General features: G+C 64.9%; 7 protein-coding genes. 2 read left to right on the forward strand and 5 right to left on the reverse strand.

The features are described 5' to 3' along the window. A partial coding sequence (locus GF405_08915) for a hypothetical protein (protein ID MBD3368270.1) occupies nucleotides 1-1,314 on the reverse strand: 1,314 nt, incomplete at its 3' end. Nucleotides 1,315-1,694: 380 nt separating this feature from the next. Here GF405_08915 and GF405_08920 point away from each other — a divergent pair. Together GF405_08920 and GF405_08925 are read left to right on the forward strand one after the other, a co-directional pair. Further along, nucleotides 1,695-2,255, forward strand: coding sequence for a T9SS type A sorting domain-containing protein (locus GF405_08920; protein MBD3368271.1), 561 nt, complete (start codon nucleotides 1,695-1,697; stop codon nucleotides 2,253-2,255). Between the two features lie 86 nt (nucleotides 2,256-2,341). Next, nucleotides 2,342-4,243: a hypothetical protein gene (locus GF405_08925; GenBank protein MBD3368272.1), complete on the forward strand. Its 1,902-nt coding sequence runs from the start codon at nucleotides 2,342-2,344 to the stop codon at nucleotides 4,241-4,243. A gap of 99 nt (nucleotides 4,244-4,342) precedes the next feature. On the opposite strand, the gene GF405_08930 is transcribed toward GF405_08925, so the two are convergent. The 4 genes from GF405_08930 to GF405_08945 form a co-directional block, all read right to left on the reverse strand. After that, complete coding sequence (locus GF405_08930) at nucleotides 4,343-7,096, reverse strand: T9SS type A sorting domain-containing protein (protein MBD3368273.1); 2,754 nt, start codon at nucleotides 7,094-7,096, stop codon at nucleotides 4,343-4,345. 178 nt (nucleotides 7,097-7,274) lie between these two features. Beyond that, a complete protein-coding gene (locus GF405_08935; protein ID MBD3368274.1) occupies nucleotides 7,275-8,258 on the reverse strand; it encodes a bifunctional methionine sulfoxide reductase B/A protein in 984 nt (327 codons plus the stop codon). 84 nt (nucleotides 8,259-8,342) lie between these two features. Beyond that, nucleotides 8,343-9,257 (reverse strand): hypothetical protein, encoded by a 915-nt coding sequence (locus GF405_08940; GenBank protein MBD3368275.1) that lies wholly within the window; start codon nucleotides 9,255-9,257, stop codon nucleotides 8,343-8,345. Between the two features lie 58 nt (nucleotides 9,258-9,315). Beyond that, nucleotides 9,316-11,208 (reverse strand): family 16 glycosylhydrolase, encoded by a 1,893-nt coding sequence (locus GF405_08945; protein ID MBD3368276.1) that lies wholly within the window; start codon nucleotides 11,206-11,208, stop codon nucleotides 9,316-9,318. Between the last annotated feature and the right edge of the window lie 669 nt (nucleotides 11,209-11,877).

Consider the following 11,877-nt stretch of genomic DNA (forward strand, 5'->3'; position numbering starts at 1 on the left):
CCGGACAAGACCGAAGAGCGTTGCGGTTAGTTCCCCGTCCTCAGCGGCCCTCAGAGGGTTCACGAATTCCCACACGATGGTCCCCTCCGGCGTCACCTCGAAGGCCCTGCCCGCGTCCGACTCTACGATGAGGGTGTTGCCGTTCGGAAGGCGCTGACTGGTCCCGGCCTTCTCCGAGAAGAATTCGCGCGTCGGGCCGCCGCGGTAGGACCAGTGGATTTCCTGAGTGAACGGGTCGAATTCGAGGACCTCCGACACCCCGTCCCCCGCCTTGTTGTTGAAGAGGAGCACGTTGCCGTTGTCCAGCACGGTCGGCTCGTGCTGCTCTCTCCACCTGCCCGAGAGCGCCCATACGATCTTGCCCGCGTCAGGGTCCAACACGGCGATGGTGTTCAGGTTGCGCATCGAGAGGAGCACGTTGCCCTTCTTGAACGCGGGCGAGCGCCCGGCGAGTCGCCCGTCCAGGACCTCGACCGTGTTCGTGTGCAGGATGTCGCCTCCATCGGGCATCCCGTCAAGAACAGGCGCGTAGGCGGACCGCTCGAAGGCTTCGAGCAGGGAGACGCGCTTGAGCACCTCGCCCTCGTGACTGAGCACGACGAGGAAGTTCTCGAGTGTCTCTCTGCGGGGATGAATCCGAGGGATTCTCTTGATCTCGTTCCCGATCACGTAGATATCGCCGTCGTCGTCAACGAACAGGTCGTTTCCGCAGCCGCCCCTGTAGGACCAGAGCAGGTTGGAGTCGCGATCGAGCTTCACGAGTCCGATCCAGTTGAAGATCGCCAGGAGATCCCCGTTCGGGAAGAGATGCGCCCTACGGAACGTCTCGGTTGTCCCCTTGGGCAGGTCGTAGTCCGGCCAGATGTCCTCGAACGCGTAGCTCCAGATATGGAGAGGTTCTCCCTCCATGTCCATGAGGAAGACCTCGGAGTCGTGCCCGGACGTCACGAGGTTGAGCCCAGCCTGCGCCCGGTCCTTCTCGAACACGGTCACGCCCGTCGCCGCGCCGGCGGGCATCGTACCCGTCAGGTAGGAGATCGACGTCAGCGCCTCGGCCTCTCGTCGTTCCGCCTCGCTCAGGCCGCGTCCGCTTCCTTCGCCGGCGCGAGCGCGACGCGGCTTCTCGGCCCGGAGACTCCTCACGAATCTCGCCGCGGACGTCATTCCCGACTCGACGAGGTCGTAAGGGGGAATCCCCATGCGGTGGACGAGGTAGCCCCAGAGGAAGGCGCCCACGAACGCCGCCAGCACGAGCGCCGCGCACCAGACGCGCGCTCTCGACCCCCTGCCCGATCGAGCCTCAAGTCTATGCATCCCAGGAACCCCGTTTCCTCATGCCGGACCGGGTGTCCCACGCCCCGGAGCGCGATCCAGCCCCGAAACCCGTCCGGCAGAACGGAACGTTGGCTCAATACCTGAACCCGGACCGAGTATATGACGTCCGCGTGCCGCTCTCAATGCCCGTGCGGAGAGCCAGCCAAGCTGCAGGTCCTGTAGCAGCCGACCGCGGCGGCAAACCTCCTCCGATTTCGCGTCCAGTACCCGCCCGGCCGCGGCGGCAAGCAACCTCCCGTCTCGCCAGGCGCAGCCACAGCACGGACCACTCATTGACAAGGAGGCTAAAATTATGTTAATCTGTATCTTGAGTGTCAAATAGGTGGTTTTGTGGAATCGTCGCGCGACTCCTCTGATGGATGAGGGGTCGCTTGCCATCAGTAGGCACGAGAAAGGAGGCCTCCATGGCGCAGAGAGTTATCTGCCTCGTCGCGTCCATCCTCCTGTTCGGCTCGGTCACGTGCGCGGCGGGCTATGCTATCGACCGCGGCGTTGTCGGGTCCGGAGGGGGGCACTCGTCGGGAACCGGTTACTCCGTTCTCGGCACGGCCGGGCAGAGCGCGACGGGAGTCATCTCCGGGGGCAGCTACCTGCAGAAGATCGGTTTCTGGTACACGCCGGGGTGGATTCTGACCGACGTGCCGGAGGGCGGTCCCCCGACTTTTCGACTGGATCAGAACACCCCCAACCCGTTTAACCCGGTGACCACGATCTCCTACTCGGTCCCGGCGGAATCGGACGTTCGCCTCCTCCTCTACTCGGTCGACGGACGGATGGTCCGCACCCTCGTCGACGGGGTGAGGGACCCGGGGGTTCACGCTGTGACTCTCAACGGCGCGGGGCTGGCAAGCGGCGTCTACTTCTGCCGCATGGTAGCAGGTGAGTTCATAGAAACCAGGAAGATGGTGCTTCTGAAGTAGCGCCCTGGGTCGGGACTCGACGGCGGCAGGTCCCAACGCCGCTCTGAATGCGCGACTTCCAACCCACAGAAGATGGAGGCTCAAGGATGAGACTGGTCATGATCTGCGCGCTCGCAGTCCTCGCGGCAGCTGCGGTCGCCCTCGCCGCGCCGCCCGCAACGATGAGCTATCAGGGTGTCCTGCGAGATGACCTCGGCAACGTCGTCCCCGACGGGACGTATCAGATGGAGTTCACGATCTACGACAGCGAAACGGCGGGGAACACGCTGTGGGCCGGCTCCAAGCACGTCGCCGTGACCGACGGGATCTTCGACGTGATACTCGGAAGCGACACACCGCTCGACATCCCCTTCGACGCGCGGTACTGGCTCGGCATCGCCGTGGAGGGGGAGCCGGAGCTTACCCCGCGCGTCGAGCTGACCGCGGCGCCCTACGCGCGCCGCGCGGCCGTCGCGGATTCGATCGAGGGCGGCCTGCCGGGAGATACCGACTGGACGGAGTCCGGCGGCAACGTCTACCGGACGAGCGGCAACGTGGGGATCGGGACGTCGAGCCCGTCGCACGACTTGGACGTGCAGGGTAGCGCGCACGCCGGTCAACTCCACTTCTACGAGATGGACGGCATTATGGCCACCCTGTCGACGCTGAGCGCGAGCGCCGTCTACGTGTCGTCGCAGTTCGACCTGCCGAGCGGAGCAGCCGACGGCCATGTCCTGACATCCGACGCGTACGGCCAGGGGACCTGGCAGCCGGCGCCGGGCGTCACGCCGCCCGGCTCGAGTGGCGACATCATCTTCAACGACGGCGGCTCGCTCGGGGCCACGCCGAACCTGTACTACGACGCGGTCAACGACAGACTCGGCATCGGGACAAACTCCCCGGTCACGGACCTGGATGTCGACGGGCACGCTCGAATGAGCAACCTCACTGTCGCCAACACGGTCGATGCGAGCAACGTCATGGCACCGACGTTCAGCTTGAGCACCGGTCAGATCACCGACCTGACCGTGTCCTCGGTCTTCACGCTCTCGGACAGCCCGGTTGACGGGTATGTCCTCACATCCGACGCCAGCGGCAACGGCACCTGGCAACCGGCCCCAACCGGGATCGGTGGGAGCGGAACGAGTAACTACGTGCCGAGGTTCTCAAGCTCGACGACGCTGACGAACTCCGTGGTCTACGATGATGGTTCCTCGGTGGGTATCGGCACGACGACCCCGAGCGCCACGCTCGATGTGGCCGGCTCCCTAAGCGTCGCTGACGACATCAGCGCGAACGTCGCCACCGGCTCGGCGCCCATCTCCGTCAGGTCCACAACCGTGTGCGGCAATCTCAACTCCGACCTGCACGACGGCTACCACGCGGGCAACGCGAGCGGCGAAGTCGCCGTCAGCAACGGCATGCTCTGCACGGACCTCAATGCCGACCAGCTCGACGGGTACGACGTCGGGGGTCAGGCAGGCGACATCCCGCTCAACAACTGGTCGCACAACATCGGGCTCGACGCCGACATGGTCGACGGCCGCGACGCGGGGAATACCAGCGGCGATGTCGCGGTCAACAACGGCACGGTCTGCACCGACCTCAATGCCGACATGGTCGACGGCAAGGACCTGGGCTCCTTGCACTACGTCCGGGAGTCCGGCACGGTCTGGGCGGGTAATACAGAGACGATCGCCGTCCCGCACTACACGACATGGACCCTGGAGCTGGCGGCCGGCCACCCAGCCCAGGGCGGTGTCTGCACGGTCACCGGTTTCGAGAACGACAGAATGTACGGCGTGACCTATCAGGCCTACAACGGTGACGGTACCAGCACACAGGCCGGCGCCGAGGCTGCGGAATTCTCCACAGACACACTTGTCACGTTCGGCTCCGGCTCGTACGTCTTCACTGTAACATGCCCCGGGGAGGACGCCGGCGATCACAACATCGTGCTCGATACGACCGGAAGCATCGGGGAGCTCCGGTACCGCCTGATCTACTAGGCCGTTCGTCACACTCTGAATGCGAGAACACCCGCCCCGGAACGGGCGGGTGTTCTCTGTTCTCGCGGGAGTTCATGTCGCTTCAGCGCACACGTCGCATCACCGCAGAAGCAGCACCTTCTCCTGTCGAAACTCGCCCTCTGCCTCGAGCCTCACGAAGTAGACGCCGGAGGCGACGCGTCCCTCCGGGCATGTGCCGTCCCACGACACGATGCGGCGTCCGCGGTCGGCGCGCCCGTCGAAGAGCGTCCGCACAAGCTGCCCGCGCACGTTGTAGACGGCCAACGTAGCGGGAGTTCCGTCCTGTGGGATATCGAAGGCGATGAAGCACCCGGACGGGGTGGGGTTCGGAACAGGGCGCGAGAGCGACAGGTGCAGATGCCCGGGCGTCGTGGCGCTCGGTAGTCCGTGGCCCACACACTCCTCCGTGTTGTCGAGGAGCACGGCGCGGAGTTCGTACCAGAAGGTCGTTCCCGGCCAGACAGAGTCGTCGACGAACATGCCCGGTGACTCGGGAGGAAGGAAGTCCTCAGTGAGGCACATGAACGGGCCGTTCGGGGATGTGCTGCGGTAGACGTTGAAGCCTCTGATGTGAGCGAGCGAGCCCACCGACCATCGGAGCACGACATCCCCATCCTGACCGAGCGCCGCGAAGAACGTCCCCTCCACAGGCGTCTCGGTCGAGAGGTTCATGAAGACGGAAATGTCGTCCGATGACGTGTTCGACATCACGACGTCCAGGTAGCCGTCTCCGTCGAGATCGCCAGCGACGGCGTCGTGCGCGCCGCTCTGACCGGCGAACGGTCGAGCGTCCTGGAAGGTCCCGTCCCCGTTCCCCAGAAGCACCATGAGGTTGTCACCATGGGAGTCAACGACCGCCACGTCACCGTATCCGTCTCCGTTGAAGTCCCCGACCTCGCTGTCGATCGGCTCAGTGCCGGCGGGACAAGACACGGGACCCTGGAACGACCCGTCGCCGTTCCCGAGGAACACGAAGATCGCGCTCGAGTTGTAGCAGGGCACCACGACGTCCACGTGGTCATCGGCATTGAAGCGGCCGGCGGAGGCGTGTCCGGTCCCGACGCCTCCGGTGATATGCACCGTCGGGGCGCCGAACGACCCATCGCCGTTTCCGAGAAGCACGGCAAGAGCACTCGTGTTGTAGGAACCCATCGGAACGGCAAGATCCGACTCATCGTCTCCATTGAAGTCACCCACAGCCGGACGGTAGGCGGACATGCCCGAGGAGCCTCCCGTCGTGTAGCTCCCGACCTCAGTGAACGTACCATCCCCGTCGCCCGTGAACGTCGACACCTCTCGCAGTCCTCCGTTCGAAACGACAAGGTCGATGCCGCTCCGGCCATCGAGGTCCGCGGTCACGACGGCGCTCGGGTAGCCGACGTCGAACGGCGTGCCGGGTGTGAACGTCCCGTCCCCGTTTCCCAGAAGCACCGAGGCCTGCCGGTCGTTGATCCCGACCGTGACAAGGTCAAGCTCAGCATCCTCATCGAAGAGACCGCAGGTTATGCTCGTAGGGAAGTCCCCGACCGGACATTCGCTTGCAAAAGTGAAGCTCCCGTCGCCCCCGCCGCTGTAGACCTCGACCTTGCTCGTGTCAGACCACCTGCAGGCGGCCGCAAGATCAAGGTACTCGTCGTCGTCGAAAAGACCGAGCGTGATCGCGTAGGGGTTCTCGTAACAGTCGAATGCTGGTGTGTCCCGGAACGTCCCGTCTCCAACACCGATGAGCACGGAGACGTCCTCCCCCTCCCTCGTGGCCACGACAAGGTCTTGCACGCCGTTTTCATCGAAATCGCCAATCGCAAGGGAGTACGGCTCGCTCCCGACGCCGTACGGCACGCCGCCGGAGAATCCGCCGGCTCCGTCGCCCAGGAAGACGTGCACGACATCGTCGTAGCGGGAGCACGCTGCGAAGTCCGGATCACCGTCCCCGTTGAAGTCACCGGCGATCGCTGAATACGGCGCGTCGCCGACGGGATACGTCGTCCCCGACTGGAAGGTCCCGTCGCCGTTCCCGAGGTAGACGGACACATCGTCGCTGTCCCTGTTGGGGATCACGAGGTCCTGGTGATCGTCGCCGTCGAAGTCCGCGATAGAGATGTCGTGCGGAGCATCCCCTGCCGGGTAGTCGACGGCCGGGCTGAACGTGCCGTCCCCGGCGCCGATGAGAATCGAGAAGTCGTCGTCCCAGAAGTTCGCCACGGCTAGGTCGATGTGGTCGTCCTCGTTGAAATCACCGTCGAGAACGGTGTAAGGGCCACTGCCCACGACGTACTCCGGCACTGCGGGGTATGTGAAGTCGCCGGCGCCGTCACCGAACACGATACGCACGTTGCCCTCGTGCCAGTTGGCGGACACGGCATCCAGGAGCGAGTCCTCATTGACGTCCGTCAGGATGACGCAGTTCGGCCCCCCTCCGATGAGGATCGTGTCCGCGGTTGCGAACGTTCCATCCCCGTACCCCAGCAGAAAGCCGACGTTGTTGCTCTCCCAGTTCGCGACGACGAGGTCCTCGTGGTCATCCCCGTCGAGATCCCCGATGGCAATGCTGAAAGGGCCCTCGGCATCCCAGGAGTCCTCCGCCGTGCCATACTCCACGGCATCCTCGAAGGTCCCGTCGCCCCTGCCGAGGAGGACCGCAACCTCCTCGTCATCGTTCAGCGGCACGGCGACGTCGTCGTGACCGTCCTCGTTGAAGTCTCCCACGGCGACATCGCGCGGCCAATCGCCGCAGTAGAAGTCGAGACGGGCTCCGAAGAGAGGAGCCGTTGACGCTGTCGTGGCCGGGATGAGCAACAGAAGCGTTAGCAGGAGCGTGGCGATGCGCTGCATGGCGACACCTCCGGGAGCGCGAACTGGGGCCGGGAGCCCATTCGACTATGGGTGGATGGACCAAGAATACCACATGCTCCTCGGGGACCGCTACAACCCTGTGGCCAACACGAGGAGGCGCCCCGCTCTGGTCGAGCGAGGCGCCGTGATCTGGTCCCTGAAGACGCTCACGAGGTCGTCAGAACCGCTTCGTGTAGGCGTGGCAGTAGGGCTGTGTGCCCTTCTGCTCGTAGTAGTCCTGATGGTAACCCTCGGCCTCCCAGAACTCGCCCGCGGGCCGCACGTCGGTCACGACGTCGTAGCCCTTGTCCTTCAGGATGCCGATGAGCCTCTCGGCGGTCTTCTTCTCGTCCTCGGTGCTGTAGAAGACGGCTGAGATGTACTGCGGGCCGATGTCCGGGCCCTGACCGCCCTCCTGCGTCGGGTCGTGGATCTCGAAGAAGTACTTCGCGAGGTCCTCGTAGCTCACCTTCTCAGGGTCGTACTCCACCTCGACGGTCTCGAGGTGACCGGTCCCTCCGGAGACGACCTGCCGGTACGAGGGGTCCTCGACAGAGCCGCCCATGTAACCTGACGATGCCGAGATCACGCCCTCCTTCTGCTCGAAGAGGTGCTCGACGCCCCAGAAGCAGCCGCCGGCGAAGTAGGCCTTTTTCGTGTTCTCCGCCTCGGCATTCGCCTCCGAGTCGGATCTGAACACAAGCGAGATCGAGTTGACGCAGTGCCGGATGTTCGTGTCGGTCAACCTCTCCCCCTCGAACACGTGCCCGAGATGCGCGCCGCAGTTGGCGCAGAGGATCTCGGTCCGGATGCCGTCGGCGTCGCGCTCTCTGCGAACGGCGCCCTCGATCTCGTCGTCGAAGCTGGGCCATCCGCACGAGGTCTTGAACTTGTCGGTCGACCGGTAGAGCGGCGCGTCACAACGCTTGCAGTGGTACGTGCCGCTCTCGAAGTGGTCAACGTACTCACCCGTAAATGGCATCTCCGTGCCCTTGTCGACGATGACCCGCTCCTCCTCGTGCGTCAGGTCACGATACTCCTCAGTCTCGGCAGCGGAAGCCGCATCGCGCGTCTGTGTCATCTCAATCTCCTGTTCGCCGCAGGCGGCCAAGAGAAGCAGAGGCGCCGCAAGGGCTATGGTGATCACAAAGAACCGTCTCATGGCCAGCTCCCTGAGCTGGGTTTCAGATTGCCTCACCTTTTTGGATTCCCGGCTTCCTGAGGGGTTTCGTATGGCGGACTGTCCTCAGCGCGACGAGGCACCATACCACCGGAGAAACACGGCGTTCGCTTCACCCGCGAACGTCCGGGGTGTCCAGGTCGGGCTCAGGTCAGCGTGGTGGTCTCCCTCGGTCCTGTGCGCGTCGCTCTGACGAAGATCCAGCAGGCTTCGACCTCCGGTGGTGCGGCGCCCGGCAGGCCCCGGTTGCAGGGTCGGCCCATCGTCCGAAGCATGAACGGATGCCATGAGATGTGGATCCAGCGGCAGTCGGCGGTGGACCTTGTGCGTGTGGCGGCCGTCGCGGACCCCGATGCCCGCGGCAAGGAGACCGCGGAACTCGAAGTACATCCTCACTCCGGGCGCATACGGCGCGTCGGGATCCTCTGAGAGCTCGCCGCGCTCCTGAGATGCGACCACGATCTCGGGTGAGATCGAGTCGAATGCGGCCAGCATCACATACTCGTGAAACTCGGGCGGTTCGCCCAGATACAGCGAGCCGAGATCAGGCCGTGCCTCCGGCCGAAGCTCGGAAGAGGCACGGAGTTCCCCGTCCTTGAGCACTCGAGTCCAGGCGTCCGTCGTCGTGGCGTGAACGAGCCACCGGGGATCGCTCTTCCGAGGCAGCGAGGGGGCAGGCACTCGGGCCAGCGCGTCCTCGACGAACGCAGACCCGGTGAAGCCTCTCGGCAGCTTCACGATCGGCACGCGTCCGAGAGCGTTCTCGTACCTGATGAAGTCGGCGACCGTCTCGTCGACCGTGGGGGCGCCCGCGTGTACATGGAAGGCGAACAGGCCGTTGGGCAACGCACCATACCAGGTCCGCAGATCGTCCTCTCGCAGGACGATGCAGCTCGTCCCGGCCGGGTACAGGCCGTCGACGGTGAACGGATCGTCGTCCCCCGGCACCCAGCCGGAGGGCGCGATGTGGTAGCGGTTCATCTGATCATCCGCCGGATCGGAAACCACGCGTCCGATGAACGCGGGGTCTTCCACTCGTCTACTTCAGAAGCGTCAGCTTGACGGACTCCTCCCCGTCCGGCGTCTTCAGTCGACACGAGTAGACGCCCGCGGCGACGGTCCGCCCGCTCTCGTTCCGCCCGTTCCAGACGACCTCGTGCCGGCCGGCCGCGACGGGCCTGTCGCGCACAAGCTCCCTGACGAGCCGCCCAGCCGGACTGTAGATGGCCACGCTGACGGTCGTCGGCTCGGGCAGAACGTACCTGATGGTCGTCCGTGGGTTGAAGGGATTGGGGTAGCAGGCGCGCAGACGCGGGATCCCCGATATCGCCTCCGCAACACCTGTCTCGGTTCCGAAGTCGAACCAGTTGACGTTGAACCCCTCTGACGTCGGCACGAAGCGCATGAGCTGCGGACCGGCCGGGAGCGTCACGCTCGAGGTGACGGTGGTCCAGCTCTGCCAATCACCCGTGACCGGCACGACGATGTCGCCGGTTCTGTTCTCGCCGTTGAACTCGAGGTGGAAGACGCCGCCCTGCGATTGCGACGCGACCCGGATGTTGATGTCGTACTCGCCGGGGACCGGGACGTCGAGCGTGTATTCCAGCCACTCGCCCTCCATTATCCAGCCGACGTTGTATCCTCCACCGACGTCGGAGCAGGTCTCGGTGTCGACGTCCTCCCCGGGGCGGTAGTCATCGCCGTTGTTCCCGGCGTCCGTGTCGTGGTAGGCGACGCCCTCGCCGCCGACGTCGTAGTCCTCCGCCTCGATCCGGCTCGGCAGAGTGAACGGGCTCCCGAGGTACGGAGCCTGCCCGCACCCGGCGCCCACAGTGATGTCGGCGGTGTCCGTCGTGAAGGCGCCCTCGTCGTCGAAGGCCCTGGCCTCGATGGAGTAGCAGCCATCGGCGACCGACGTCCACGTGAACGTGTACGGCGCGGTCTCGTCCTGCCCGAGATAGGTCGTCCCGTCGTAGAACTCCACCCTCGCGACGCTGCCGTCCGGGTCGGACGCCGTCACTGTGATGGTGATGTCGCCGGCAGGCGGATTGTCACCCTCCGTCGGGTACATCACGGCCACTTCGGGCGCCTGATTCCCTGTCTCCTGATACACCCTGACGTAGTCGATGACGTACTCCTGCGGCAGGTCGGCGCTGATGCAGCCCGTCTCGGTGCATCCCGTGTAGTTGCCGCCGACCGCGGCGTTCAGGATGATGTAGAACGGCTGGTCGAAAGGCGCAAGCGGGTTGCCGGGAGCGTTGTCCGAGTACCACTGCGAGCTGTACTTCGTCAGGTAGTGGACGCCGTCGACGTACCAGCGGATCTCCTCGGGCTCCCACTCGATGGCGTAGACATGGAAGTCGTCCGCGAAGTTGACGCCGCCGGGGGCGTACGTCCCGCCGGAGTACGTGTTCTCCGGCCAGCTGCCCCCGAAGTGGATGGTGCCGCCGATCCAGGTCGTGCTGTTTGCCGACTCCATGATGTCGATCTCGCCGCTCGCCGCCCATCCCCCGTAGGCGGAGTCCTGGGGCATCATCCAGAACGCGGGCCACATGCCGCCGCCGGTCGGGAGTTTCGCCCGCATCTCGATCCTGCCGTAGAGGAAGGACTGCTTGTCTCTCGTGTGGACCTTCCCGGACGTGAAGTGCCTCCCGCCGTAGTACTCGTCCTTCGCGGTGAGCGTCAGGTAGCCCCCGGTCACGGACACGTTCTGCGCCCTGTAGTACTCCAGTTCGTTGTTGCCCCACCCGCACAGGTCCGGGCACCCGTCGCCGATGTCGATCGTCCAGTTGCCGGTGTCGAGACCCGTGCCGTCGAACTCGTCGGACCAGACGAGGGACATCGCTCCAGACGCGGGTACGACAGTCCCCGCTACCAGAAGGATGGCGAGTGCAAGAGCGCCGAGTGAAGCGATTGTCTTCCGGGAAGTCATCCGATGCCGTCCCCTTGGCTGCTGTTGTGATATCGGCGACCGAGCGCTCGCGCTGAGCGCCCTCACGGCCCATTATACACTTTGTTCGGTGGCCGCACAATGTGAAAACCGAAGGCCTGCGGACGGCGGAAGGCCCCCGGCAGCGAGCCAGGCACAGAACACGGGAGGGGATCGACGAGTTCTCGATCCCCTCCACGTCCTGAGGTTCGTTGGCCGTTCAGCGCCGCGCTAGCGGTACATCTCCTTGATCGTGCTCCAGGACACGGGCTCGACAGCCGACGGGCCGTTCGGATTCTCGTACGCTCCGATGTCCGGCGGCGACCCTCGCAGCGTTCCCTCGATGTCCGCGACAACCCCAAGCTCCGCACCGGCGGCGATCGCGGGGCTGGTGTCCTGCAGATGGAGGTCCTCACTCCCGGGCGTAGCACTCACGAACTCCGGATCCGCTCCGATGATCGTGTTGGGACCGACGAAGGCATCGAAGGACCCGTCGTCGTGGTAGATGAGGTTGTGGTCCTCGCCTGCCCAGCCGGAGCTCACACTCTCGAAGGGCGGATTCGACCCGTTCCCGCAGAGGATGTTGTTCATGACGGTGATGCTGCCGGCAGCGGGATCGGGCTTGATCCGCAGTTCGCCGTTCGGACCGGCTTCCTGGTCGTTGTTGAAGAA

Source organism: Candidatus Effluviviaceae Genus V sp., from assembly GCA_014728125.1.
Classification (GTDB): domain Bacteria; phylum Joyebacterota; class Joyebacteria; order Joyebacterales; family Joyebacteraceae; genus WJMD01.

Coding starts and splice junctions, on each gene's coding strand:
- GF405_08935 (MBD3368274.1), bottom strand. CDS start 8,258: ATGAGACGGTTCTTTGTGATCACCATAGCCCTTGCGGCGCCTCTGCTT.
- GF405_08930 (MBD3368273.1), bottom strand. CDS start 7,096: ATGCAGCGCATCGCCACGCTCCTGCTAACGCTTCTGTTGCTCATCCCG.
- GF405_08940 (MBD3368275.1), bottom strand. CDS start 9,257: ATGAACCGCTACCACATCGCGCCCTCCGGCTGGGTGCCGGGGGACGAC.
- GF405_08945 (MBD3368276.1), bottom strand. CDS start 11,208: ATGACTTCCCGGAAGACAATCGCTTCACTCGGCGCTCTTGCACTCGCC.
- GF405_08925 (MBD3368272.1), top strand. CDS start 2,342: ATGAGACTGGTCATGATCTGCGCGCTCGCAGTCCTCGCGGCAGCTGCG.
- GF405_08920 (MBD3368271.1), top strand. CDS start 1,695: ATGAGGGGTCGCTTGCCATCAGTAGGCACGAGAAAGGAGGCCTCCATG.